Origin of the sequence: Desulfuribacillus alkaliarsenatis, assembly GCF_001730225.1 — a bacterium.
GTDB lineage: Bacteria > Bacillota > Bacilli > Desulfuribacillales > Desulfuribacillaceae > Desulfuribacillus > Desulfuribacillus alkaliarsenatis.
In genome coordinates, this window is record NZ_MIJE01000031.1 from 112,868 (window position 1) to 138,554 (window position 25,687).

The 25,687-nt window shown below is 36.7% G+C and carries 24 protein-coding genes; 5 read left to right on the forward strand and 19 right to left on the reverse strand.

Features of this window, described 5'->3' with window-relative positions:
• Positions 1-132 precede the first annotated feature (132 nt).
• The 7 genes from BHF68_RS10275 to BHF68_RS10305 all read right to left on the reverse strand — a co-directional run bounded on the left by BHF68_RS10275 (position 133) and on the right by BHF68_RS10305 (position 6,094).
• Positions 133-1,191 carry a sensor histidine kinase gene (locus BHF68_RS10275; RefSeq protein WP_069643561.1) on the reverse strand — a complete coding sequence of 353 codons (1,059 nt, stop codon included), beginning with the start codon at positions 1,189-1,191 and terminating at the stop codon, positions 133-135.
• Positions 1,184-1,861 (reverse strand): response regulator transcription factor, encoded by a 678-nt coding sequence (locus BHF68_RS10280; protein ID WP_069643562.1) that lies wholly within the window; start codon positions 1,859-1,861, stop codon positions 1,184-1,186. Before BHF68_RS10280 ends, BHF68_RS10275 begins: the two co-directional genes overlap by 8 nt.
• Positions 1,862-2,013: 152 nt before the next feature.
• Positions 2,014-2,322: an MTH1187 family thiamine-binding protein gene (locus BHF68_RS10285; RefSeq protein WP_069643563.1), complete on the reverse strand. Its 309-nt coding sequence runs from the start codon at positions 2,320-2,322 to the stop codon at positions 2,014-2,016.
• Positions 2,323-2,324: 2 nt separating this feature from the next.
• Complete coding sequence (locus BHF68_RS15855; RefSeq protein ID WP_254006223.1) at positions 2,325-2,537, reverse strand: DUF1653 domain-containing protein; 213 nt, start codon at positions 2,535-2,537, stop codon at positions 2,325-2,327.
• Between the two features lie 456 nt (positions 2,538-2,993).
• Positions 2,994-5,435 carry a UvrD-helicase domain-containing protein gene (locus BHF68_RS10295; protein WP_069643564.1) on the reverse strand — a complete coding sequence of 814 codons (2,442 nt, stop codon included), beginning with the start codon at positions 5,433-5,435 and terminating at the stop codon, positions 2,994-2,996.
• Between the two features lie 113 nt (positions 5,436-5,548).
• A complete protein-coding gene (locus tag BHF68_RS10300) occupies positions 5,549-5,887 on the reverse strand; it encodes an arsenate reductase family protein (RefSeq protein ID WP_069643565.1) in 339 nt (112 codons plus the stop codon).
• A 24-nt stretch (positions 5,888-5,911) separates the two neighbouring features.
• Entirely contained in the window at positions 5,912-6,094 is a 183-nt protein-coding gene (locus BHF68_RS10305; protein WP_069643566.1) for a YwbE family protein, read from the reverse strand.
• Positions 6,095-6,183: 89 nt separating this feature from the next.
• Here BHF68_RS10305 and BHF68_RS10310 point away from each other — a divergent pair, with 89 nt between their 5' ends.
• Positions 6,184-7,098: an alpha/beta fold hydrolase gene (locus tag BHF68_RS10310; RefSeq protein ID WP_218070352.1), complete on the forward strand. Its 915-nt coding sequence runs from the start codon at positions 6,184-6,186 to the stop codon at positions 7,096-7,098.
• Positions 7,099-7,139: 41 nt separating this feature from the next.
• On the opposite strand, the gene BHF68_RS10315 is transcribed toward BHF68_RS10310, so the two are convergent.
• Positions 7,140-7,577, reverse strand: coding sequence for a VOC family protein (locus BHF68_RS10315; RefSeq protein ID WP_069643567.1), 438 nt, complete (start codon positions 7,575-7,577; stop codon positions 7,140-7,142).
• 134 nt (positions 7,578-7,711) lie between these two features.
• The gene (locus BHF68_RS10320) at positions 7,712-8,443 is read right to left on the reverse strand and encodes an AAA family ATPase (protein WP_069643568.1); all 732 of its coding nucleotides are present in this window, start codon (positions 8,441-8,443) and stop codon (positions 7,712-7,714) included.
• Between the two features lie 77 nt (positions 8,444-8,520).
• On the opposite strand from BHF68_RS10320, the gene BHF68_RS10325 reads away from it, so the two are divergent.
• On the forward strand, positions 8,521-9,087 hold the full coding sequence (locus BHF68_RS10325) for an HD domain-containing protein (protein WP_069643569.1): 567 nt from the start codon (positions 8,521-8,523) through the stop codon (positions 9,085-9,087).
• Positions 9,088-9,284: 197 nt separating this feature from the next.
• On the opposite strand, the gene BHF68_RS15385 is transcribed toward BHF68_RS10325, so the two are convergent.
• From BHF68_RS15385 to BHF68_RS10335, 3 genes are all read right to left on the reverse strand, one after another.
• A complete protein-coding gene (locus BHF68_RS15385; protein ID WP_176719924.1) occupies positions 9,285-9,437 on the reverse strand; it encodes a hypothetical protein in 153 nt (50 codons plus the stop codon).
• Between the two features lie 223 nt (positions 9,438-9,660).
• The gene (locus tag BHF68_RS10330) at positions 9,661-12,009 is read right to left on the reverse strand and encodes an nSTAND3 domain-containing NTPase (protein WP_069643570.1); all 2,349 of its coding nucleotides are present in this window, start codon (positions 12,007-12,009) and stop codon (positions 9,661-9,663) included.
• A 275-nt stretch (positions 12,010-12,284) separates the two neighbouring features.
• Complete coding sequence (locus BHF68_RS10335; RefSeq protein ID WP_069643571.1) at positions 12,285-15,242, reverse strand: AAA domain-containing protein; 2,958 nt, start codon at positions 15,240-15,242, stop codon at positions 12,285-12,287.
• A gap of 295 nt (positions 15,243-15,537) precedes the next feature.
• Between BHF68_RS10335 and BHF68_RS10340 the strand changes: the two genes are divergently transcribed.
• Together BHF68_RS10340 and tig are read left to right on the forward strand one after the other, a co-directional pair.
• Positions 15,538-16,599: a copper amine oxidase N-terminal domain-containing protein gene (locus BHF68_RS10340; protein WP_069643572.1), complete on the forward strand. Its 1,062-nt coding sequence runs from the start codon at positions 15,538-15,540 to the stop codon at positions 16,597-16,599.
• A gap of 96 nt (positions 16,600-16,695) precedes the next feature.
• The gene (gene tig, locus BHF68_RS10345; RefSeq protein ID WP_069643573.1) at positions 16,696-17,922 is read left to right on the forward strand and encodes a trigger factor; all 1,227 of its coding nucleotides are present in this window, start codon (positions 16,696-16,698) and stop codon (positions 17,920-17,922) included.
• Between the two features lie 50 nt (positions 17,923-17,972).
• Here tig and BHF68_RS10350 read toward each other — a convergent pair whose 3' ends face one another.
• The 6 genes from BHF68_RS10350 to BHF68_RS10375 all read right to left on the reverse strand — a co-directional run bounded on the left by BHF68_RS10350 (position 17,973) and on the right by BHF68_RS10375 (position 23,778).
• Complete coding sequence (locus BHF68_RS10350; RefSeq protein WP_069643574.1) at positions 17,973-20,432, reverse strand: ATP-binding protein; 2,460 nt, start codon at positions 20,430-20,432, stop codon at positions 17,973-17,975.
• A 150-nt stretch (positions 20,433-20,582) separates the two neighbouring features.
• Positions 20,583-20,999 (reverse strand): class I SAM-dependent methyltransferase, encoded by a 417-nt coding sequence (locus BHF68_RS10355; RefSeq protein ID WP_069643575.1) that lies wholly within the window; start codon positions 20,997-20,999, stop codon positions 20,583-20,585.
• A 63-nt stretch (positions 21,000-21,062) separates the two neighbouring features.
• Positions 21,063-21,383, reverse strand: a complete 321-nt coding sequence (locus BHF68_RS10360; RefSeq protein WP_069643576.1) for a hypothetical protein — start codon at positions 21,381-21,383, stop codon at positions 21,063-21,065.
• Between the two features lie 502 nt (positions 21,384-21,885).
• Positions 21,886-22,668, reverse strand: a complete 783-nt coding sequence (locus BHF68_RS10365) for a deoxyribodipyrimidine photo-lyase (protein ID WP_218070353.1) — start codon at positions 22,666-22,668, stop codon at positions 21,886-21,888.
• Between the two features lie 198 nt (positions 22,669-22,866).
• Positions 22,867-23,046, reverse strand: coding sequence for a hypothetical protein (locus BHF68_RS10370; RefSeq protein WP_069643577.1), 180 nt, complete (start codon positions 23,044-23,046; stop codon positions 22,867-22,869).
• A 117-nt stretch (positions 23,047-23,163) separates the two neighbouring features.
• A complete protein-coding gene (locus BHF68_RS10375; RefSeq protein WP_069643578.1) occupies positions 23,164-23,778 on the reverse strand; it encodes a vWA domain-containing protein in 615 nt (204 codons plus the stop codon).
• Positions 23,779-23,939: 161 nt separating this feature from the next.
• Between BHF68_RS10375 and BHF68_RS10380 the strand changes: the two genes are divergently transcribed.
• Complete coding sequence (locus BHF68_RS10380; protein WP_069643579.1) at positions 23,940-24,437, forward strand: hypothetical protein; 498 nt, start codon at positions 23,940-23,942, stop codon at positions 24,435-24,437.
• Positions 24,438-24,472: 35 nt separating this feature from the next.
• Here BHF68_RS10380 and BHF68_RS10385 read toward each other — a convergent pair whose 3' ends face one another.
• Positions 24,473-25,612 (reverse strand): RtcB family protein, encoded by a 1,140-nt coding sequence (locus BHF68_RS10385; RefSeq protein WP_141706274.1) that lies wholly within the window; start codon positions 25,610-25,612, stop codon positions 24,473-24,475.
• Positions 25,613-25,687: the final 75 nt, after the last annotated feature.

Sequence of the window (25,687 nt, forward strand, 5' to 3'; positions counted from 1 at the left end):
AGACCTAGACCCCTCCATACATTTTTTTATTACAGTTCTGTTATTACAGTTATTATTACATTTGTATTATTACACTTGTTTGTGTCCTTACTATGACCTCAGGGAAAGAAATTTAATTACAATGCTGTAAAATCATTCCAATGGCAAGGGTAAGGTAATAATAAAGGTAGTCCCCTGACCAACCTTACTTGTAAAGTCTATGTCTCCTCCGTGAATTTCTACAATTCTCTTTACTATAGCTAATCCAAGGCCACTTCCTTCTTGTGAATGGGATTTGTCCGCTTGATAAAATTTTTCAAAGATTCGTTCTTGGTCAACATCGCTTATTCCCATACCCTGATCTTGAATCCTGACAACGACTACGTCCGCCGTTTTCTTAGCTTGTATACTTATAGTTCCCGAATCCCTAGAGAATTTGATCGCATTGTCAATAATGTTCAACCAAATCTGCTGCGTAAGGGAATCATCTCCAGTATAATCAATTTTCTCAAGATCTATAGCAAGTTCAAGGTTCCTCTTCGTCCATTTTTCTTCAAGGAGTACAATCGCCCTGCGGATTTGTTCATCAAGGGAAAATAGCTTTCCGCTTTCAGGTATTGATTGATGGTCTAGCATTGAAAGTCGCAACATGTTTGCGCTCAAATTACTCAACCTTTTTGTTTCCTCAATAATGATAGTCGTATACACGTGGACATTTTCTTCCGATAAATTCTTATTTTGAAGCATTTCAGCGAAACCTTGTATCGAGGCCACTGGAGTTTTTAATTCGTGTGATACATTACTGATAAAATCCTTTCGCAGATATTCCATATTCCCCAGTTCTGTTGTCATCTTATTGAAGTTCTTCGCCAAAACTCCAATTTCATCATTGCTTAGATAATCTATCTTTATGGAAAAATCGCCCTTAGCCACTTCTTTAGTTGCATTACTAATTCGTATGATTGGCTCAGAAACCTTGCGAATTGCCAGATATAAAAGTGAACTCCCCAGCACAATACAAAGTATTAGGGTTGCAATCATATAGTAACGAAACAATTCATGTGCTTCAGCTATGCTCAAATTATCGTTATAGTGAACTGCCATAAAAAGGGCCGTCATAAATCCGAAGGAGATTACGCACGCCAAAAACATGATTCCGATTGCAATCACAGTGCCTTTGGCGCGAATTGAATTCGATAGATTTTTAATCATCTCTTTTCACCGCCTTATAGCCTAGTCCTCTTATAGTGACGATTTCAAACTCTGGTCGGCCATCAAGCTTTTTACGAAGTTTTTTAATGTGACTATCGACCGTGCGCTCATCAACTTCGGTATCTAGTCCCCAAATTTCTGACAGAAGTTGCTGTCTTGTAAAGATTCGCTTAGGATAACTTAACAATTTAAATAGCAACAAGAATTCTTTTTTAGGTAGCTCCATTTCGATATCTGTGCCATGGATACTTAAATTGTCATAGTCTAGCACAAGTTTGCCGACAACAATTTTATGATCATTGGCAATTTTAGCTCTACGTAATAATGCAGCAACCCTTAAAACCATCTCATTCATGTTTATTGGCTTTACCATATAATCATCTGTGCCTAGGCGAAAGCCTTTTTCCTTATCTGCAAAGCTTTCTTTAGCAGTTATCACTAGGATAGGCAAGGTATAATTAGCTTCCCTTAGGCTTTCAATTAGTTCAAACCCATCCATAAGCGGCATCATTATATCGCTAATAATTAAGTCAACATGTTGTTCATCTAAGATATCAAGGGCTTCTTGTCCGTCAAGAGCTTGTAAGACTCTATATCCAGCCTGTTCTAAACGCGCTTTCATTAACAGCGCTAAATTTTGATTATCTTCAACGACCAATATTTGAAACATAGCGAACCCACTTTCTAAAATACATTAATGTTCTTGACTCTATTTTACCTGATTAATGTGAACTGAATGTGTCCAAATCCTATTATTACCTAAAATACAAAAGCTGTCTCAAACCTTTTTCTTTGGTTTTAAGACAGCCTCATATGTAGTTGCTATAATTTAACCTCTACTGATTTAACTTTGTCTTCCATTTTCTGTTTGCGATCTCGACGATCATCGATTTTAAGTGTTGTTAAGACCCGATTAGCACCTTTTTCAAAAGGAATTTCATGCAATTGCTGTAGAACTTTGAAGATTTGCTCTAGTTCTCCTTCAAGGATTGTACTCATCGGAGTTAGTTGGTAGCGTATTGTTCCTTCATTTTCGAACTGTTTTAGCATCTTATGAACTTCAGCGACGTAGTGACTCACACTTGTCGTACCCGTTCCTATTGGCACAATTGATATTTCTGCAATTGCCATATCTAACACCCCTCGTTCAATTTGAATCTATCTACTTCTTTTCCATCAACTGTTATCTTTTCCGTAAACATTGACAATGGTCTCGCCCATATTCCCCGTTCACCATAAAGAGCTTGATAGACTACCAGTTCCTCTAAGGTTTCTGTATGCTTAGCAACATGTAAGACAAGATATTCATTGCCTTTATAATGGCGATATTTCTTTCCTACTGCCAATGTAGGATTATCCTCATCAACGTGACTTATGCTATTTGCCTTATCATCCAACTTTAGCTCAGAGGCCTGTTGCCATTTCGTTAGTTGGTCCTCTATGTCACCCATCCTTAGATAGCGATTACCTCGATAGACTTCTTTACTATTAACCAGTAACAACAGTGTAGGTGCCGCTAACACCATGAATTTACTGGCTAGGCTTGGCAATTCAGTTAATTCGACGCGGACAGCAGTCCACATTGGGAATCTTGTTTCTAAGATTGCTAGTTTTTCGTCTAAGGCACGTGAAGTGCTACATTTAGATTCCGCAACATATAAGAGTATGTTTGTTTTAGTAGATATAATTGTATCTAATTGCTCTATGTTCTTTATATGTTCCATCTTGTCCCCCGTTCTGCGAATTAGCCTACCGAGAATATCGCACGTTAATTCTATCGCACGCTAATTCTACTGAAAGATTTATTTGCCTACAGATACACCAAAAGGGCTTATGCCTCCCCAAGATTTGCCGAGCTTTTCCTCGGCTTTATAGATGGCTACAACTTTACCGATATATTGAAAATCTTTGACTATTATGTCTTCATAGCTTTTTGCTTCATTTAAGGATATTAGTCGAGCAAAACCGTTATCGTAACGAATCTTCTTGCAAACAGTGCCGTAACCTTCATCATAAGGTAAGACAAATACCCCTACTTCCCCATTTTCTGCATAGTTTTGTTTCTTGACGAGAACCACGTCGCCATCCTCAATTCCTAAATCAAGCATGCTATCACCTTTTACATAGGCGGCTGCGATACGATCACTTTTAGCAAACTCTTCTGGAATATAAACTGAATCAAAATCCCTTTCCTGGCTATACACGCACTGACCTGCTGATACATAATTGATCACAGGTACGGCATACATTGCTTGATTGCGCTCGTACTTACTTCCGTATATGACTTTTAGCTTGCTGTTGGTTACAGTGGGAATCATCAAGCAGTCTTGACTGATTTCTGAGTACTCTGGAAGATCTGCTACCTGCTTTGTAATAACCTGTCCATTATCTATTGATTTCTTTACAAACTCTATTTCATTGCCGTTTGTGCGAATCCCGTACATCACTGATGCAAGTGCACTTAGATAGCTATATAACTGGCTTTCACCTTCTGTAATGCCCCTGCTTTTGACCTCTGCTACTATGAATGGTAGCCGTTGATTTCCTATCCGATGATAGACGATTATATCTGCTATTCCTTTGCGCGTACCAAAAGATACCTCAACCTCCTGGCTAATATCTTCTAATGAATATCCATAAGTATGGACGAGTTCTGTAATTAGCCATTGGCGGACTTTCTCGTGCTCATCCTTATAATACGCATTATCCCAGAATGGACGACATTTTACACCTTCAGCTATCGAGAACAAAGAATAATCGATTTTCTCATGACTTAGAAACGGTGACGGATTATTGCTATGGGAAGATATGAATAAAAGCTCCTTCGCCCTGGTCATGCTTGTATATAAAAGCTTTAGCTTTGTTCGATTGTCTTCTATAAATTCTTCTCTATCCAATGGACTTCTTCCTACTAAACGTTCGTTAACCTCTGCAATAAACACGACTGGAAATTCAAGTCCTTTAATCGAATGCATAGTAGAAAGGGATACACTATTACGACATAGTAGGTTTCTATTGCCACTGATAATCTGAGCGTCTATACCCCATTCTGCTAGTGTTCTTTCTATTAATCGTAAAGAATCATTACGCAAACTTACGACAACAATATCTGCTGGATGATAGTTTTGCTCCTCTAGTAGATATCTGATCTTCTTTGCAATATAGTTCCTTTCTTCATAGCTATAATCATGTTTATGCTCACCCATATGCCAATGATTGAAGTGGTTCATTACAGGCTTTGCACCGTGACGCAATGAAAATTCAGGATTGATGAAATCCTCTTCCTTCGTTATTTCAACATCTTGACGTAATACTTCCGCTGCTGCTTGCGCAATTTCTACCGTATTACGATAATTCTTTCTTAAAATATAGGAGTGTCCTACTGCCTCTAGTCCAACTTCCTTCCAGCGATATTGGTTCTTGTAAATCCTCTGAGCAACATCACAAATGATAATTAAATTGCTGCCTTCACTTTCCTGATCCCACATATTCACTAGAAAATTCATTTGCACTTTGGACAAATCCTGTGCCTCATCGATAATCATGTGTTTAAATTCCGGTTGGTATGTACCTTTTTGCATACTAGCCAATTGTAGCTTTAGTGCTTTTTTATAATATAACGGATAATCAACAATCCCCCGTTGTTTTAGTAAACGCAAATAGTCAATATACATCTCCCAGATGATTCTTCTTGATTGTTCCTGTAAATTCCTAACTTTAGATCCGCTACGGGTAATCGATAAATACTCTTCCAATTCCTGCTTTAACTCTTCGTTAATATCTCCAGGAACCGAATGACATATATTAGACTGGATAAAATCGAACTCTTCTATGACAAAGTCAATATCTTGCTGAAAAATAATAGAGTCCTTGTGCTTTTCTTTATAATCAATGTAAATCGGTTTTACTAATTCTTTTCGATTTTCATTCGTGATTCGGTTATGTATCTTTTCACGCTGAAAAAACTCTTTGAACACGTCAAATATGACCTTGGGCTCAAAACGCTCAACGCCAATAATTTCTTTTTCTTCTAACAAATGATTCATATATTTCGTTAAGGAATTTGTATATCCAAGGATAACAGCACGTTCCTCAAACATCATGAAGTCCAGTAGTAGTCTAGCAAATCGTTCAACAGCAACTGTCGTTTTGCCGCTTCCCGCTACACCTTTAATAATCATTAAGCCCTGAGGTTTAATGTTTATAATGCGTTTTTGATCGTCATTTAAAATTACCTGTCTCACAAGTAGACCTCCAATAGAGCCTTACATATTACTACGTAAACATATATGAGACATTTCGACATTGTTTTCCCATATCCTGCTATATAATTCTTGATTGTGCTATTTGTATCATTTTATTCCCAACTTTTCCAAACATCTGGCTCATAACCCACCGTTGCTTTTTTACCATTACGGACAATCGGTGTTTTATAAATCTTTGGATTCTTAAATAGAAGTTCCTCCCGAACACTACTGCCACGAATATGTTGCAGATTTAATTGCTTGTACTCTTTTGCCTTATCGTTAATTAGGTTATTCAAACCTACAGCATTTTTCACACTTTCAAATTCACCTTTACTAAGCCTATATCTATATACATCTATCAATTGATACTTGATTTTTCGTTCTTTAAAATAACGCTCCGCTTTCTTTGTGTCAAAACATTTCGTTGCTCCGTAAATCTGAATATTCATTATAGCGTGCTCCTTCCTCCTAGGTTACAGTACTTCCTTAACTCTGCCGACTACTCCGCTCTCTAGCATTACTTTAATACCATGTGGATGGTTAGCTGATTTCGTGAGAATCTTCATAACAACACCTTCAGTTAATTTTCCCGTTCTTTGATCTTGTTTTTGGACGACTTTTACTTTTGATCCAATTTGTATATTTGTTCGTTCCATTCGACATCACCTACATATTGTTTTTCTATAATAGAATTTAATGCTATTATAATCGTATTATCGATTAAATTCTATTAGGAGCGGTCAATTTGCGAAGTAAAAAGATGCAATTAACTGTTAGGGACGGACAAAAACTACATATGAATATCTGGGACGATGTCGAACAGCCTCGGGCTATCATTCTTATTCTTCACGGTATGGCTGAACACTCAACACGTTATGAAAATTTCGCTAACTACTTGAACCATCACAAATATATGGTAGTTGCTTACGACCATCGAGGTCACGGACAAACCGCAGGTAGTGTAGAGCAGCTTGGATATATAGGTAGAGATGGATTCAATAAAATTGTTGATGATGTGTATGATGTTTTATACTGGGCAAAACAAACATATCGTTTCCCAGTTTTCTTATTTGCTCATAGTTTTGGCTCCTTTGTTGCTCAGGAATTTTTATTACGACATGTACATCAATTAGCAGGGGTTATGCTTTGTGGCTCTGCAGCCCGAAATGGACTCGACGTTCAAGCTGGCATGCTACTAGCTAAGCTAGAGATGCGCTTATTTGGCGACAAAAAAAAGAGCCGATTACTCGACACGTTGAGCTTTGCTGGGTATAATCGCAAGATTGAAAATCCTACATCTCGATTTGACTGGCTCACAACTGACAAAAGTCAGGTAAAACGTTATGAGGAAGACCCATTTTGTGGAACTACATTTACGACTGGGTTCTATGCGTATTTCTTCGAAGGACTTACAAGACTGTATGACCCTAACCGCCTGCAAACTATACCTAAGTCCTTACCAATGTTTATACTAGCTGGAAAAGATGATCCTGTAGGTGGTTACGGTTTTATGGTAGAGAAGTTGTACCACATGTATCAGCCTTATTTGCGTGATCTTAAGATGAAACTATATGATGATATGCGTCATGAGTTGATTAACGAACGCCATCGTGGGCGTGTATATGCTGATATCACGAATTGGCTACAATCTAAATTGTAACTTTGCTGTTGGTAATCTTCGGATTATACCGCAGAATTAAATTATCCAGATTTTTTTCTTTCTTCCCAAAGCTTTGTCCGTTCTTCAAAGCTTACTTCTCTGTGTACTTGATGCAGCATCCAAATATACCCGAAGGAATCGCTGAACATTGCATTAGATACGCCAAAATCAGTTATTTCTGTCACCGGCTGTACTTCTGTACAACCAGCTTCTATGGCATTAGCATAAGTTTCTGCAATGTCTGGTACCATGATATTAAACCATATTGTCTTTGGATCATCAGGCTTAGGGGCTATCATCTCAAGCTGATGATTTTCATCTAGCATATGAAATTTTACGCCATATAAAGAAAAAACAACTTCATTCTCGCCTTTTGAAAAATCAGTAACTTCAATACGCTCAATATCAAAGATTTTTTCGTATTGTTCTAATGCTTTTAGGCTATCTGATACAATCATATCAATCTCTACACCAACCATTTTATACAACTCCTTGTCTATATTTTAGCAAATTATACCACGGTCTAACCCAGATTTCCTTTAATTAGATGTCAATTATAGTCCATCAGTGATTTTTTCTAAAAGCTGCTGATATCCGTTAAACTGATTATGAATCAGTCTGAGAGTAAATTGTCCAACATACCTTTAGTGTTATTCATGAAGCTCTTCATTACTTGGTGATGTTCAGTCTCTTCATAGCTTATTGTAGCATAACCATCCTCAACATTATAAATTGTTGCATGGGGATAAGATATTACTATTGGTGAGTGGGTTGCTATTATAAACTGTGAGTCGTTCTTCACTAACTCATGAATTCTTGCAACAAGTGCCATCTGCCTAGTTGGCGATAAAGCAGCTTCTGGCTCATCCAATATATATAGTCCATTCCCGTGAAATCGATTCAATAATAATGCCATAAAAGACTCTCCGTGAGATTGCTGATGAAGAGATGCTCCTCCGTAGTGCCCTGTTACACCTATATCATCAATATTTGTAGCTAAATTGTAAAAACTTTCAGCTCTAAGAAAGTATCCATCTTTCGCTAATACCATACCTTTAGCTAAGCGAAGATAATTAGATAACTTTGAATGCGTGTCATTTGTAGTAAAGTTAAAATTCTTACTCCCGCCTTCAGGATTAAATCCGTAATTTATTGCTATTGCTTCAAGAAGTGTAGATTTACCACTACCATTTTCACCTAATAAAAAAGTTACATTAGGGTGAAAATCAAGTCTAGGTAGTTCTTTTACAGCCTTTAATGAAAACGGGTATTCATTACTTATACTTTCATCTATCTTCTTTAACTCTACCGATCTAATGTATTGAAACATTCCTTTTTCTAGCATAATCTTTCTCCTCAATCTTCATAATTAGTAACTAGTCATTTCTTAGTGATATAATCATCCTAAGGAGATGAAGCTAAATGTTTGATATATATAAACTGCCTGATAGTCACGAGCAACGTGTATGTAATTACGCTTTAGTTATGTTTGATAGTTTGTCTTCCCACCCTGTTTTCAGAGATGGTATTAATGGAGAGCAGCAGTTGCAACAGAAGCGCGAACTACTAAAAGAAAGCGCTTATTACCATGATATAGGACATTCTATCAGCGAAAAGAAACATGACCTACATACTATGAATCTCATTTTAACTGATTCCTACTTTGATAACATTCCTGAGCCAAAGAGAACTATGCTTGCACTAATAGCTGGCGGGCATCGCAAGAAACTCCATCATCCCATAGAAAATATTTCACCTAGCAATCAACAAATTGTTAGACAATTGGCTGCTATTCTAAGATTGGCAGACGCTATAGATTATACGCGTCAACGTGATATTTCTGTCCACGGCTGTCGGTATGACACTAAGAATTTTATCATCAATATAAGCAATAACTTATCTATAATTGCCCGTGAGCGAGTGCAGAAAAAATCAGGTTTGTTTCAGGAGGTTTTTCTGTTAAGGGTTAAGTTAGAAAATACAATATAATTGTGCTAACTAGCACTTTATCGTCTTCTTCATGGCAAGCAGAAAACCATAAATGCTATGATAGCACCGAATACAATAATGCTAATAATATTTTCGATCATATGCAAATACCTTCAGTTGCCATATTCGCTATTAATTTCTTGTGTACTTCTTCTCTGCCTTCTTGCCGACCTTCTTCCCTTATCCATTGCTCAATTTTAGATTAGCAAATACATCGTTGGTGTTTGAATACCTCGCTCATACCCATACCGAACTAGCATGTCTAACGTTTTAAATATTTCCTGGGGAATACCATTATCCGTTCTAGCAATCCTATCCGCTTCCATCTTCTGAATGCCATTCGCTAACAAATAAGCAACTCTTTAATATTGCTATACACTTCCTAAATGGTCTAATTGCATACAAATCCTCCATTCTCGCATGATATGTATATTATACAAGTGCTTTATGACGACTATTTGTCAGGGAAAACACGTTCGGCTAAATATTATTGTTATTATTGGCTATCAATGTAAAAATCCCTTCTTGAGAGTAAAAAAAGAATGCACAAAAAGTGCACCTCATCTTAAATAGTTAAATCCTTTCAAAGATTGCTTCTATGGCACTAATACTACTTTCTCCACTTGATTCCCGATATCCATCATGCTCATCTATTGACGGTTCAAAAAACGACTCAACAACACTATCAACTTCAAGTGAATTTATATCAAATTTAATAGAATCCAAATCTATATTTTTCAGAAGAGATTCAGGTAAATCACTAATAAATTCATATATTTCTTCTAAAATTTCTGCCTCTATCATTTGCTCTAAAGAGCTTGCTATATCCTCTTTAATTTGTGCATAATCATATCCATATTCATGCTCATTGTCTTCTTTAAACTCCTGTGCAAGTTGCCCTATTTCAAAACTATCACAGTATGATGGGATATCACAATTCTCTCCGTATTCATTAATAGCTGTTATTAGAATATCAGAACATAGTTTTACAAACTTACTCATAAACACACTATCAAAATCCCATGTTTGTAATATCAGTTCGTAAATCGACCTTATAGTAGCAACTTGATTTTCTAATTCCATATCTACTAATATACTTTTCACTAGTCCTAAATCACATATGAGATTAGAGATATCATAAAATGAACATAGTGGGTCAGAGCATAATGCCTCTACTATATCACTTTTAGAATACAACTTTTCTAACGACTCATTAATACCATTTCTTAGATAATCCTCAATCAAGTCTATATATATTTCATTTTCAATTTCATAAAAACAAACATTAGATACTATAAAATGGCTTTTTAGTTCTTGGGTCAAAAAAGACATATTTACTATTGTGCCTGTAGTTAAATATCCTCTTAGTACTTGTATATATCCCTCATTTGAATAGCATCGGGTTAATTGCTCATGATAAACAATAGACTGTCTAACCGAATCCAGTTCTAAATCATTACTAAAAAAAATCGACCGTAAAAAGTCATTAACAGATGGATTTATAACTCCTATCTGTCTAATCCCATTTTTATCCGTGATTTGTAACATAGAACCGTTGAGACGATTTAGAACTATTTCAAAATTATTAAGGGTATGATCTATGCCATTCATTTGACTTAATCTATTATTGAAGCACTGTTTAATTACATCATAATCTATATGTGTATCTGTTATTGAATAAAGTGTAGTCATGAAAACTCTATCAATAGCTTCTAATCTACTATAATATTCATTTTTCCAGATGCTATTAGGATTATCTAGACTATCTTTTATAAAACTATAATATTGATCTGGTGGTATTTCTCTGTATTGGGTTGTTATATATTCAATAATCCGAGGAGTATAATTTTGATGTTTAACGACATCTAAATACCTTTTTTCCTGCTTTATTTCTTCGTAATAGCTATTAGGAATTTTGTTATAGATTAAATGATTGTAGAATATTTTTGCTTTTTCAAGATCACTAATAAGATCCATATCAATCGTATGGACTTTAACCTTTTCCCCTTTTATAAACATCTTCAACTCGTCAGATCGCTCTTTAGCTTCATTATATATCGTTATACGAGAGTTAAGTATTAGTATTTTGTTGGGATTGATTTTAATATATTTAGCAAGATATAATAATTCCGTTTCCTGCGAGTCTTTCATATTGAAGTAATGTTGGCCAAAACAATCATCCAATAATACTACTTCTTTACACTCAGCAGCTGCTGACAGTGATTTTTTCAAATCCGAAATACTGCCATTCGTTGTATATCGTATTCTATATCCTTGAGTAGCAAAATACAGAACTAGCATTTTAGATGTTATTGTCTTCCCTACACCTGGGGCGCCTATCATCATTATTATTCGATTTTTTTCTAAACAGTCCAAGCATTCATCATATGCAGTAGTCTGAACAAAAAAATTACTTTCTTCGTTAATATCACTAAATAAAACTTCACAGTCTATAAATATGTTCTGATTATATATTTCTGATAAAATGTTTGAAGCATATAGCCAAAGTTTATAATGCTTTCTAACAATTTCATTATTTTCTGGTTTCGATAAGAATTCATCAATTTCTTTTAATGTTATGATATTTCTATCCGAGTCCATATAATCAGAAAACATATGAAATATTTCGCGCACATTGGGACTCGTTAGGTTTATACCGCAGCATAGGTAATAGTGTTTGGGGTTAAGCTTTTTCACTTTTTCTATTTCTTTTTTCAATGTGTTTCTTAAGTCCGAATATTTACTATTGATATAATGCTTCACTTGGACAATTATATTATGTGTTACGCAATTATCTGTTAAATCAATACCCCCATCACGCCCTGGGGCAAATATTCTTAACTGGGTATGTAATTTCTTTTCCATTATGTCTTTACACAATTCCTCAAATTCAACATCATTTAGATTATGGTAATTGTACACTGAAATTACCTCCTTAATACCCAGTAAGATTAAAAACTAATATTTACTTAAATGTAATTTACAATATGTGCAACTATTCCACACCCAAAGCCTTAAACACAGCATCCTCTGGATTTTGATAATAATATAAACCCTAACTAGTGGATAAGTTTGATGCTTTTTCTATAAAAAGATTTTTTTACCTACAAATGTAAATCTGTAGGTTTATTATCACTTGAGGAATTTATTTCAGATTCTAACCAAACTTATCAAGTATTTAGCTATTTACCACTCTATCAATCTTTTAATTCATTACCCTTAATATAATATTTCAACAGCCCACTTGCGCTACTTTTATTATCTTTCAAACACTCAGTATCACCAAATATCCAGAAATGGTCTTTGGCACGTGAAACGGCGACATTCATTAGACTTTTATTGTTATCGATGAAAAAACACCCGTCCAACTCCCCGTATACAGTTGACATAATTATGATTTTCTTTTCCCCACCTTGGAAAGTATGGACAGTTCCAATTTCGATATGTTTTGCATGCTTTGCTAAATGATTTTTAACCTCGGCTTGTAGACAATGAACTTGGGCTTTAAACGGAGTAATAATTCCTACTAGGTTTTTTAAATCATTTTCATTATACGCTGTTTTCAAAGCTTCAAAATTCTCCATTAACCAAATTGCAATTTCTTTTGCTTCCTCTCGATTGTATCTACTACTACCTTTTTTACTTGATTGTTTGGAATCTATTTGTCTAAAGCCCATTTGAGGTAGCGCTTTAATAGCCGCTTTTTCATCTTGTCTCCCCGAGCCTCTTTTAGGTTCTAGTCTTCCTTTATATACCAACTGATTACAATACGCTATTATCTCATCATAGCAACGACGATGTTCACTTAAAAAAAGTCCTTTTTCTCCGTATTTTTCGTATTTGCACGATGATGCTGCGACCTGCATAACACTGGAACTGGAGCTATTTAGTCCCGTCACATCAAGAAGTTCGAATTCACTTTCTTTTTGAATAACGCGATTTGATATAGCTAGCGCTTTATCTAATGCTCGATTGACGCTCCATACTGGTTCAATCTGGTTTATATCACCAACAACCACTGCTTTCTTAGCCAATGAAAAGGAACATGCTGCAATTTCTGGAGATACTTGGCCCGCTTCATCTACGATCAACAGGTCGATAAAATTATACATATAGAAACTCTTTTGGTCTCCATAAGCTTGAAATTGACTTGGCAGTACGAAAAACGTCATGACTAGACAAGGAGTTATCATAGATAGTCTTGTGTAAAACTGTTGCAGCACATTCTCATAATTCTTGCCTTTTTGCTTTTCTGTTAAAGCATATTCACCGTTAACCCATCTGCATTCAAAATAGTGAACCGCAAGCCAAAACTCCGTATATCTTATACTAGTATCGAGCAAATGATTTATTGTATTTAAGTCCAGCTTATATTTATTCACATCATTCGCATGTACTATTACCTTATGTCTATTTAAAGTTTCTATTTCTCTATCGTATTTGTCTTTAACACTAATAAGCCTATCTCTTTTCTCTTTTGTTAAAGATAGTTTTTTCAATTTAGCAGTTATCAACTGGCTATAACGCTCTAAAATTTGTTCGAAGTCCATATTTTCCGTAATATAATCTTGCTCTTGTTCATTAATATGAAGACGAAATTCCAATTCTATTTTCTTAGAAAACATTCTTATGAATTTTAAGATTCTATAGATAAAGGGAATCTTATAGTAACATTTTTTCCATTCATCAACTCGTTGTCGATAACTAGATATTTCAGCTCTTAGTGCTTCTGTCTTTTCTTCTAATTGTATTATATATTTATCAATTGGTTGTCCATTTAACTGAAATCTATCGGCTTCTTGAACGATATATAGTAATGACTTTTTACAATTATCAAGTGTAACCAGTTCTTCATGGAGCCTATTTTGACATGCATAAACATCATTGAAATCACTATCAAAATACTCACTGCATTCCTTTATTAGATTAACTTTTGAGTTTGTTAGATTCCCCTCATTATCTACATTTTCTACGAAATATTCACCTTTCTGATTGGTAAATTGGTAATTATTATTTATTCCCTTCTTCGCTTGGGATACAGAGGGGAAATAGGTTGCAAAACTGTCCACGTTAGTAATCCATCTGTTTTCCAGATTAAACATTCCAGTATTATCTATCTTTCCAAAAGAATCTATTATGTTCGTAACTGCCTGATTATTCGTTGATGTAGCGACTATTATTGGCGGTTTATCTTTATTTATAGCTCTTTTTACGAACATATCGGCAACTATTGATTGTAGTAACGTCGTTTTCCCTGTCCCTGGTGGGCCATTAATTGCTAGTATTTCGCCTTCTTCCATGATGTTAAAATGGTTTATGGCTTCTCTCTGTGAGCACGACAAAGGATATTCCCCACCCATTTGACCAACATGCAATTTCATAGCTTCTATATCATCGTTAATTAGTGGTACTGTTTCTTCTAACTTGGTTAACATAAACTTTTCATAAAGCTTTTTTTCACTGTGATTGTTGGATATATGATTGTACAATTTCATGATATGGTATGTTGAATTTATCGACTTATCAATGAAGATATATACGTTTTTATCGAGTTCAAGATTTGATTCCTGAGTATCTAGACTGCGCACTTCATTATTCTCAAAAGCTGATTCAGCAACAAATTCATATAATTTTTTTGTAAACACGATATAGCTTTTCCATGAATTAATTTTGCTGATTTCAGCTACATGATTACTCATAAACGAATCTACACTCTCTGCTTTACCTATTGCTAATTTAGGTTCAATCATTGGTTCTAAATACTCTCTCGGAAACCATGGTAGCTTTTTGTCACTCACATTACATGATAATTTCCCATCATGATTCAAAATAGCAGGAATAAAATATATGCCAGTAAGTTCTTCTATTTCATCCTTTGCTTTTTCATTAGCCTCAAAGATTGTTTTTATAGTTTTGGCACAAAGTATAATGTTTAGGTGTGATTTTTCATTAGGGACTTTTTTTCCGTTAGCTTCTTCTTTTTTGTTTATATCTTGAAAAATAGTAGCGCATATAGGAGAATCTATTTCCCCTTCTATTAATGATTCCATATTAGTCTGATAAAAATCATCAATTTTAAAGTCGATTCCTATGTTCGCTTGTGCAGCTACAGCGCTACGGAAATATTTTGTCATCATATCTGTTGTATTGACCATGCTACTCTCCTATTCACCTGGATTTCTATGAGATTAAACCAAGTTCCCTCTTAACTTTTCTGGCTCTTCTTGGCTTAGTTGATGGTCGCCATGGTTTTTACCTCCAAATATGTCTTTCTTTATGTATATTCGCCACAAATTCCATAAATCCTACTAGGTGGTTAATCTTGCTATTCAATGCTCTCTGTTTTGCTGTGATTTTTTGATTTTTGAAACATTCCCCAGGTAAAATCCGTATATAGCATTGATAGCAACATACATACTATCAATACATAACTTACGGAGGTTTTAAATTATGAAAAAGAAAACATTTATCACAGCGACCTTAACTGCAATGTTGGCAGTAAGCTCGCCACTATATGCAGGGGCTACACTTACTCAAATAGCGTTGCCAATCTCACAACCAAGCACTGAAAATACAGAACAGCAACAAATATCAATATCTCATATTTACGAGACTAAAGCTGAGGCGCTAGCTATTAATATTGATGGCGAACAAATTATTAGCTTACTAGTAAAAGAGCTAGGTAACTATGAAAGTGAAATTCTGTTCAAAGTATTTGAGGATACAATCTTTGTCGACAATGAACAAGGAATTCCTGCTAATCCAAGGGAAATATCTGAAGGTGACATAATATATATCTATGGTTCATCAGCAATGACGCGCAGTCTGCCACCGCAATCAAATACCTTTGTTGTGTTAACAAACCTAGATAAGAAGTCGCCTGCTCGTTTCATTGAAGCAAAAGAAGTGACTATTGATGACAAAGGCAATGCTTTTGTCATTGATGCAGCTGGCAATTACAACATTCATATCGAAGACGAGACTCCTATTATACCTTATAAAACCCGCCAATTCGTACATATCTCTGATATCGTTAATGACAGTAGGATTCTTGTATGGTCAGAGATTATGGCTTTGAGTCATCCTGCTATGGTTCCTGCAAATAAAGTTATGCTGTTGCCAGATAAGTCCGAAGCACAGGAAGTTCTCACAGACTCAATTATTATATCCACTAAAGCTGGAGTGTTTTCAATTAACGGGCAGGAAGTTCATCCTTTAACTGGCGAAACTATGTTTAAAAATGACGATGGTGTCTTAATGGTGCCAGTGCGCTCGATTGCTGAGAGCTTTGGATTTGATGTGGAATGGAAGCAAGAAAGCCTTAGTGTAAGTCTGTTTCGCGGTGCTCAGACTGGTACACTAACAATCGACAGTAAAAGCTATGGCAAACAGAAAATGCTCGTACATCTTGATACCGCACCATTGATTGTCAATAATCGGACGCATGTGCCTGTTGATTTTTTACGCGAAGTATTAAATGTTGATGTTACAATTAACGATAGTGAGGTGTAGTACTAACCCCCATGTATGTTATAATGGTGAAGATTTAAAGGTTCAAAATAAGTACATACTGAAGTTGTGTGCAAATTATTAGGGGGACATAATTCAATGGGTGTTAAGTTAGAAAAAATAGGACCAAACAGAGTGAAGTTGGAGATTGAGGCTAGTGCAGAGCTAGTCAATAAAGGTTTAGACTTCGCCCTCACCAAAGGGATCGGAGAAGACGCATTGCTCAATGAAGCACTTAATCATATTATACCTGAAGTATATGAAGCTGCAGTGCAAGAAACTGGTATTACTCCAATATCGAAAGCAGACATATTCATTATTGAAGCTGCTAAGGATCAGCCTTTACGTTTTTCTGCTGAGGTATTTATTAAGCCTGAAATTAAACTTGGAAAATATAAAGGTCTAGAGACAACAAAAGATAAGGCATTAACAGTAACAGACGCTGAAATTGAGAAAGAGTTATTAAGATATAGACAAGGTAATGCAAAGACTGAAGTGGTTGAAGATGGAGAAGTCCTAACAGGCGATATTGTTAAAATAGACTTTGAAGGCTTTAAAGACGGGGTCGCATTTGCTGGCGGATCTTCTGAAAACTATTCATTAGAGATTGGTTCTGGGAGTTTTATTCCTGGTTTTGAGGAACAGGTTATAGGAATGAAGCTGAACGAAGAGAAGGATATTGAGGTTGTTTTTCCAGAAAACTATCATGCTGAGGACTTAGCTGGTGCACCTGTTACTTTCAAGGTGAGAGTGAATGAAATTACACGCAAACAGATTGCTGAACTCGATGATGAATTCGCAAAAACTATTAGTGATTTCAACACAATAGCTGAATTAAAAGAAGACGTTAGAAAAGTATTATTGGCAAGAAAAGAAGCTACTGCGAATAAGTACAAGCGAGAACAACTCGTTAAACAAGCAGTGAATAATGCTACTTTCGAACTCGATGAACAGATGATTGATGCAGAAGTTAAAAGAATGGTTCGCGACTTCGAAAACCAAGCAAAAGCTCATGGCACTACACTTGAGGGCTATCTTGAACAAACGAATCAGACCTTAGAAAGTTTTGAGACACAATTTAGAGACGAAGCTCAGAATCGACTTGAATCTCATCTTGTATTGCAAGAGATAGCAAGTGTAGAAAATATAGAAGTTACAGAAGACGAGATAAACAATGAAGTGCTCGTGATTGCTAAAACATATAATAAACAACCTGAGGAAATTCAAGCATTACTTGAAAACAAAGACAATGCCAATTCTCTGAAAAGCGAATTAGCTATGCGTAAAGCCGAAGCGCTTCTCGTTGAACATAGTGAAAGCAAATAAAAAAATCCCCTTCTGGGGATTTTTTATATAAGCCTCAAGGTCGTCTCTAATTACCTTGGTGGCAAGTTTTTCTTTATTATTTGATAAACTTGTTCCCGTACAAATGGCTTGGAGATATAGTCGTTCATACCAATCTCTAAGCATTTTTCTTTATCTCCTTCCATGACGTTAGCTGTCATGGCGATGATTGGAATAAGAGCTAGTTCTGGCTTTGAAGTACTAAGCCTTCTTATCCGTTTCGTTGTCTCTATCCCATCCATTACTGGCATTTGGATATCCATAAGAATAAGATCAAAGCTTTCTGTCTCTAGCATATCAAGTGCTTGTTTCCCATTTTCTGCAATAGACACCTGCCAGCCCATTTTTTCTAAGACGACTTTCGCTAATCGTTGATTCATTTTCTTGTCTTCCACTAAGAGGATTGATGCTGGCTGCTCATTATATTGTAAATCTGGGTCCTGAGTCTTCTGAACATCTGTGCCTTGACTAGACTTGATATTTAAATCAGATTCTGGCGCAGTTGTCTTCTGAAATTCGAGCGTAAAGTAGAAGGTACTCCCCTGGCCTACTTCAGTTATGACTTCAATCTGCCCACCCATCATATTAATGAGTTTTTGCGATATGGCTAGTCCAAGACCTGTTCCTTCATATTTCCTCGCTAAGGAGCTATCCACCTGACTAAAGCTTTGGAACAGGTTGTCTATTTTATTAGCAGGGATTCCAATGCCTGTGTCTTGAACACTAATTTTTATTCTAGCATTTTGATTATCTTGCTCCAAAATTTCAGTAGAAACGGTAATGCTTCCCTGGTCAGTAAACTTAATTGCGTTGCCAATCAAGTTAATTAGTACCTGCTGCAAGCGAGCTTTGTCCCCTATGAGCCACTCTGGTATTTGTTGATCATGTATTGTGATGACCTCGATATTATATTCTCTAATCGTAAAGGAATGTATCTTAACCACCTGATCAATAGCTGCTTGCAGCGAAAACGGTGCTTTGTTTAACGTCAGACGTCCCGCTTCCATCTTCGAGTAGTCTAAGATTTGATTGATTACGCTAAGTAACATCTTTGCTGATTCGTTAACCATTGTGACATATTCCCGATTTTCTGATTTTAAGTCTGATTCCAGTACGAGCTCTGACATACCAATAATAACATTCATCGGCGAACGAATTTCATGACTCATGTTAGCTAAGAATTCAGATTTAGCTTCTAGTGCATTTTGTAACTCAGCTGTTCGATTCTGAACTTCACTTTCTAGATGGGATACTAATCCTGTTAATTGTATGCCCATGAGGTTGAATGATTTGGTTAATTCAGCAATTTCGTCGAGGCCTTCGTCTACCTTAATTTTGGAGAATTCACCATTCGCTAGTTTTTTGGCAGCTTCATTCAGTTCGATAATTGGTTTGGTTGTCCGATTAGAGAACCAAAAAGCAAATCCAATGAAAACCCCAATAAACAATGCAATCTGTAATAGCACACGACTCACCGTATAATTCATTTGTTGGAGAAAATCGTCCCCAGCTAACGCTATATATATATCCCAATTGAGTCCATACTCTTGGAATTCACCTTTGTTAATCAGGTATGTATTATCTAATATTTTCACATATGGGCTTCTAGCATCAAAAGACTCCTCTGGCAATTGACATATATGTCGAATAATTTCACTGTTTGATTCTGCTGCCTTAATTAGCACAGAGGTGTTATCTACAACACGGAATATGCTATCCTCGGTCGATGTCGCTATAACCTTTCCGTTTTGATCAACAATAAATACACATCCATTGGTGCCAATCGGTAGCTCACGTAAAGTCTCCCCTAACCAGGTAAGTAATAAATCAACACCAAAGACTCCTACTAGTTCATCATTATTATATATGGGCATACTTGCGGTGATTGTTGGCTCTTGAAATACAAAATGGCTGTATATGTCACTATATACTGGGCCTTTTGATTCTTTTGCTTTCATATACCAAGGTCTGACACGCGGGTCGAAATTCTCAAAACGTGCAACCAATTCTTCGCCGTCGCCTAGTTCCGATATGCTATAGTATTCGGAAGCTTGTCCTGTTTGTTGGTTGTTCCTAACAACTTCTATTTCTCCAGTGGTCATTCTTCTCGCACCATAAAATTGGCCGTCTTCTAAGCCTATAAACGTCATAGCTGCATTGGGCAAGCTCTCTAAGGCTGTAACAAAATAGCGCTCACGGGAAGTCTGCTCATGCAAAAGCAATTGCCCACGATACCAAGATTGGCTATGGGTCCTATTCAAGCGATTGGCTTCTGAAAGCTTAGAGGTTAGTTCATTATCAACAAGATCAAAGATGGTTTCTCGTAATTCAACTATAACATCATCTACTGCTTCCCGACTTCCTTGTAGAACAATCATAGTCAAAAATGAGCCCGCTAGTAAAAAGGGGGCAATAAAAGTCACAATAAATGCAGTACGAATTGATCGGAAGCGAATCTTACTACGTAACCTGTGTAAAAATAATTCTCCCATTGCCTACCTCCCCAAAGCCAAAGATTTCCTCATATCTAATCATAGTATCCTTTTTCTTGAAAATTCTATCAATAGTTAAATACTCCTCTTTTTCGAGAAAATAATTAGGAAATATTCCACATGATAACTTGGTTCTACAGCCAATGATTGTTATCGACTAAAAAAGTTTATTATAATGTCTTCTAGGTCCGATAGCTTGTTTGCTTTTGCTATATAGATGTCCGATTCCTGGTAGTCAGGTAGGTATTGCTTTTCTAGAATGATTATGCTGATCTTTGTTTGTGTGTGAGGCTGTAGTGCGTGATGTGGCAGGTTAATAATGGCTCTAATAACGCAAATATCTTGCAACCAATTGCGCAGAGGCTCTGTCTTTGATGAGTAAAGTAAAGTTTCAGGTACAAAGCTTATGATTCCTTCCCCAGGAAATAGCTTACTTGCTAGCGAATATAAATGGTATTCAATCTGATCGAAGTGCTTACGTCTGCCAAGTATTTTGATAAAGTTATCCAGGCGTTGCTTGTCCTGATCTAAGAGCTGTTCGGTTTTTATTTTCTTAGGTGATAGCATAAGGATGGAGCTTGTTTCTACTTGTTTCCAATTGGAATAGGATTCGTAATATATCCTAGCTGCCTATTGACCTGTTGGTTTTAGAGTAAGCATCTCATTATAGGTGACTATTAGTTTTTCTACAAAACTGTGCTCGTCAGATTGGACTGGAGCTACTTCAGTGGCAAAATAGTCTTCGATGGCCCGCTGTAGTGTTAATCGATATGTTTGGTCGCTATCTGAAAGCTCATCTTTGTATAGTTCTTTTACGGCTTCGAGAGCTATTTCTTCCCATCGGGAAAAATCTGACCATTGTCCAGGATTTGCTTCGATTCCCTTATGATTGATATACCAACGCACGAGAAATACGAGTTGAGTTTGAATGAAGTTTGTTGTTATTTTCATTCTTGTCATTTCTTATTCGGTGATTTTGGTTGGCTCATAATAATAAGGGCTGCAAATACAGATAGCATTATTGTAAATACATATATCACTTGAAAAACCTCCTTTGTTTATACAGACGGTATCGAAATTCCATTAAGAAACACTTCCTTTATGTCATATATGACCTGCATTTTATATATTTCTTCACATCAAATTTGCGCTTACATCCTGATTCATTCATGTAGCGAATCTTGCCAAAGACGCGTCGTTCTTTCCACGCTCGATCGTGAACTCCGCCAATACTCCACGCAATACCTGTATATCCGTTTGGATCTCGACCATCTAATGCGTATCATGGGTTTCTGCCTGTTCGAACTCTGTTAGTGTGTATATATAATCCCGTTCATCTGTCCTATGTTCGTTTAATGTTTTTTGGGCCCAAGGATGGAAGCCTGTGAAAGAGTCGTAATCTTTGTTGTAGTAGCAGTAGTTTCTGATAACTCTTTGCGCACAATCAATTCTTCTAGGAATGCATCTTTATTATCTTCACTGGCATCACTATGCAGCACTTTCCATGCGACGCGCTGCGCTGATAGTTGTCCAAAGTGCAAGTATGGTGATAGGTTAGATTGTGCATCTGCTGTTGGGCGTTACGCCGTTGATTGTAATATTGCAATTTGTTGTTAATAAAGTTATCTAGTTCCTGCATAGCCGAATTAAGATATTGAAGTCTTTCTCCGTATGAATTTGGCTGCAGCTTAGGAAAATCTGTTAGATAAAGTGATAGTAGTCGGTGAATCTTAGGCCTGATAGTGTATGCGCCATATTCTTGCTTGTTTGAAGCAATCCAACAAGGTATTACGTTATGTGCATCTACTTCTATGATTGGAACATCTAGTAGTTGAATGAGCTTTTCATTCCACTGTTGACGGTATCTAAGCGGATTGAAGTCGGTAATGAGCATGGAGGCCTGGGTCTGCTTTATCAATTCTGGAATGTATGTTATTGGTTCTCCAGTTTGTAGGATGAACTGAATATTTAGATTGAATAGCTGTTGTTCTAGTTCTTTTAGCCCTGTTAGCATGAATTGCTGTTGTCTAGTAGATAATTGCTCATAGTTAGCAGATGCGAGTATACAGCTCACGATTAATGGAACTTGATGCTTGCGCGCTTGCTCCAGTCCATATATGATAGCCCAGTTCTCTTCTACACGTTGGTCCCGCTCCATCCAGTAGATGATTGGGCCTGTTGCTGGTTTTTGAATGTCTATAGCAACTTTGTTGATTATTCGTTCTCTCTGAATCATCCGAGTTTCTCCTTCTCATCAATGCGCTTAGCATTGCTCAGCAAGTGAATTCATTATGTTATTACTCTCTTTTAATATATTCGCTATTTCTTTTTCATAACCTTTCAAATAAAACTTGTATATCCATACAAAAAGCATCTACTTAATCCTCTGGTGCTAAATAAGTAGATGCTTATAAACTTCTATGCTTCCAATTTGTTAGTTTTTCTTATGGAGCTCTTTTTCTATCTTTAATATTTCTTCTTCAGGGATCTCAGTAGCCTTTACTACTTGTTCGACAGAGATACCCATCTGGAGTAAGTTTTTAGCTGTTTTTATTTTCCCAGCGAGAATACCTTGTTGCATTCCTTGTTGAATTAATTTCTCTGCTATTGTCATTATTAATTCTCTCCTTTCTGGTGCTACTTCTATCCCTCTCATTTCTATTATATCAGGTTTTTTCCTCTTGTTCTATATGCGTGCTTCCATAAATATTTCGATGATTACTACAGAAAACTAACTTCTGCGTTTTTCGGACAAGGCTTCGCATACTGTGTTGTACATGACTTCTATTCCTTCATGAGAGGCTTGGAAGCCGTAAGCACTGTCTTCTTGAATACCGAGATTAGTAGCTTCTGCAGCGGCGTCAATGTTTGCACCCATAAAGATGAATTCCCAGCTATATTTCTCCTGCTGATGGTTGATTAATTCTTTGACTTTTTTGTAGGTGAACTCGCGACTAGCGTTTTCCATACCATCAGTAGTAATCACGACAATGACTTTTGCTGGACGATTCTGTTCAGGGGTACGAGATAAACGTTGCCCTACGTCTAAGATTGTTTTGCCTACAGCATCTAGTAGAGCTGTCGTTCCGCGCACATAGTAATGCCCCCTTGTAAGCTTTGCTTCGTCTGCAGGGATACCGTTCCATAGAATCTCATATTGATCGTCAAACAAAACGGCGGTTACAAGCGTTTCCCCCAAGTACCTTTGTTGTTGAACTAGCTCATTAAAACCACTAATCGTAACATTCTCTAGTCCACCCATTGAGCCGCTTCTGTCTAATACAAAGATTAGTTCAGTCATGTCGTTCACAATTACCTTTCTTGCTTCACTTGATTGGTTGGTCATTGGTACCATCCCCCTAAATTGGTTTATCACAGCGTTTACATTATATTTCTGTCGCGAACGTGCTGTTCCAGTAGTGTTTCTGCTGTGATATAATCGTAGCAAGAATATAGACGTGTGTGGTCGCCTGGCAGGCGACATTTATACAGGGTGGGGGAGTCCGCATGCTTACTGAGAAGCTGCTTAAAGAACTACAGGAATATGTTGAGAAAGGCTTGCAAAAAAGCATCTGCGTCTATAAATCTCCTATCATCATTGAAGCTGATTATTGTCTGTCCGAAAGCATTGCACCTTATGAACTAGAGGGGTTTATAAGGGATCACCAAAAGCCTTCGTTTCGGGAGGTGCTATTTACTCTCATTGATAAAAAGGAATTAAAGGATGCTGAGGTATATAAAAAAGCAGAGATTGATCGAAGGCACTTTTCTAAGATTCGCTCTAAAGCAGATTACCTTCCTAAAAAGCATACAGTGATTGCGTTAGCTTTCGCTCTAACCTTGAATGTTAAACAAGCAGAGCAGTTATTGTGTGCTGCTGGTTATTCATTGTCGGAGCATGAAACCTTCGATTTAGTAATCCGTTTTTGTCTCGAAAAAAAAATTCACGACATCGATGACGTGAATTCAGCGTTACATTACTTTAGCTTGCAACCATTGTTCTAATAATTCCATAATCCAAACATTGCTGTAATTGTATTTTAACTAGATTTGAAGTTATATATAGACTTAATGAAGTGCGAGATTTCAATAGTATCTTTTGCGTCTTCTAAAATAACTTCCATAGGTTTGTAGACCATCGGTGCTTCGTCGATTGTGCTTGTTTTAATTGATGTCGACCAGATTCCTGACATGCTATTTTTGAAATCCTCAAAGTTGATGGCTTGTTTCGCTGCCGCTCTGCTCATTATTCTGCCAGCTCCATGGGGCGCTGAGTAGTTCCAATCAGGATTTCCTTTGCCTATGGCAATGACGCTACCATCTCGCATATTGATTGGGATAATAACTTGCTCTCCCTCTTGTGCGGAGATTGCTCCTTTGCGAAGGATGTTATGCTCCCTATCGATATAATTGTGGATGGTTTCAAACTTCGTAAGCTGGTCATAATCTAGCTTTAGAAACTCCGTCACGATGCGTCTACCGATAGTGTCACGATTGATTGAGGCGTACTGCTGAGCGATACTCATATCATGCAGGTAGTCTTTCATCAGGTCTCCTTCAAGGTAGCAGAGCTCTTTAGGGATTTTACTAGTTTTTGAACTTTCATGAGAATTACCTATTTGCTTATGGTATTCAAACGCTTTCTTCTGATAATAGGTTGCAATCTGGTGTCCGAGATTACGACTCCCACTATGGATAACTAGATATTTATTATTATGCTCGTCGACATTTACTTCTATGAAATGATTACCCCCACCTAAACTGCCGATAGCACGGTTAAATTCTTTCGCTGCCTTTGGAAAGCTCGTAAAACAACGAAGTCGTTCAATCAAAACTAACTCGTCTGCCTTAGCTTTCTGGTTAATAGCAAAACCATGAGGAATTTGCTTGCGAATGAATATATCAAGAGCTGCAAAATCTATCGATATCTCTGCTAGTTTGATTACCTGTAACCCGCAGCCAATATCCACACCGACGAGATTTGGTACTACTTTGTCTTTGATAGTCATGGTCGTACCAATTACGCAGCCCATGCCTGCATGACAATCAGGCATAATGCTAATTTGACTTTCAGCAAAGAATTCTTGATTACAGAGCTCCTCAACCTGCGCCTTAGTAACTTCGTCAAGCTGGCTTGTAAAAACTTTTGCAATATTGTATTGTCCATTAATTACTTGTATTCCTCTCAGAACCATCGCATCTGTACTCCTACTTCTAGTCTTGGTGGAACTACTAATACTTCCATTTCTTAATCG

What these genes read in the sequence shown, in the direction of transcription:
- BHF68_RS10370 (WP_069643577.1), bottom strand. Translation starts at nt 23,046, where the DNA reads ATGACAATAGCAGAGAAATTAATTCAACAAGGAATGCAACAAGGTATT.
- BHF68_RS10315 (WP_069643567.1), bottom strand. Translation starts at nt 7,577, where the DNA reads ATGGTTGGTGTAGAGATTGATATGATTGTATCAGATAGCCTAAAAGCA.
- BHF68_RS10280 (WP_069643562.1), bottom strand. Translation starts at nt 1,861, where the DNA reads ATGTTTCAAATATTGGTCGTTGAAGATAATCAAAATTTAGCGCTGTTA.
- BHF68_RS10335 (WP_069643571.1), bottom strand. Translation starts at nt 15,242, where the DNA reads ATGGTCAATACAACAGATATGATGACAAAATATTTCCGTAGCGCTGTA.
- tig (WP_069643573.1), top strand. Translation starts at nt 16,696, where the DNA reads ATGGGTGTTAAGTTAGAAAAAATAGGACCAAACAGAGTGAAGTTGGAG.
- BHF68_RS10375 (WP_069643578.1), bottom strand. Translation starts at nt 23,778, where the DNA reads ATGACCAACCAATCAAGTGAAGCAAGAAAGGTAATTGTGAACGACATG.
- BHF68_RS10305 (WP_069643566.1), bottom strand. Translation starts at nt 6,094, where the DNA reads ATGGAACGAACAAATATACAAATTGGATCAAAAGTAAAAGTCGTCCAA.
- BHF68_RS10340 (WP_069643572.1), top strand. Translation starts at nt 15,538, where the DNA reads ATGAAAAAGAAAACATTTATCACAGCGACCTTAACTGCAATGTTGGCA.
- BHF68_RS10355 (WP_069643575.1), bottom strand. Translation starts at nt 20,999, where the DNA reads ATGCTATCACCTAAGAAAATAAAAACCGAACAGCTCTTAGATCAGGAC.
- BHF68_RS10275 (WP_069643561.1), bottom strand. Translation starts at nt 1,191, where the DNA reads ATGATTAAAAATCTATCGAATTCAATTCGCGCCAAAGGCACTGTGATT.
- BHF68_RS10380 (WP_069643579.1), top strand. Translation starts at nt 23,940, where the DNA reads ATGCTTACTGAGAAGCTGCTTAAAGAACTACAGGAATATGTTGAGAAA.
- BHF68_RS10365 (WP_218070353.1), bottom strand. Translation starts at nt 22,668, where the DNA reads ATGATTCAGAGAGAACGAATAATCAACAAAGTTGCTATAGACATTCAA.
- BHF68_RS10350 (WP_069643574.1), bottom strand. Translation starts at nt 20,432, where the DNA reads ATGGGAGAATTATTTTTACACAGGTTACGTAGTAAGATTCGCTTCCGA.
- BHF68_RS10300 (WP_069643565.1), bottom strand. Translation starts at nt 5,887, where the DNA reads ATGAATATTCAGATTTACGGAGCAACGAAATGTTTTGACACAAAGAAA.
- BHF68_RS10360 (WP_069643576.1), bottom strand. Translation starts at nt 21,383, where the DNA reads ATGAAAATAACAACAAACTTCATTCAAACTCAACTCGTATTTCTCGTG.
- BHF68_RS10320 (WP_069643568.1), bottom strand. Translation starts at nt 8,443, where the DNA reads ATGCTAGAAAAAGGAATGTTTCAATACATTAGATCGGTAGAGTTAAAG.
- BHF68_RS10325 (WP_069643569.1), top strand. Translation starts at nt 8,521, where the DNA reads ATGTTTGATATATATAAACTGCCTGATAGTCACGAGCAACGTGTATGT.
- BHF68_RS10285 (WP_069643563.1), bottom strand. Translation starts at nt 2,322, where the DNA reads ATGGCAATTGCAGAAATATCAATTGTGCCAATAGGAACGGGTACGACA.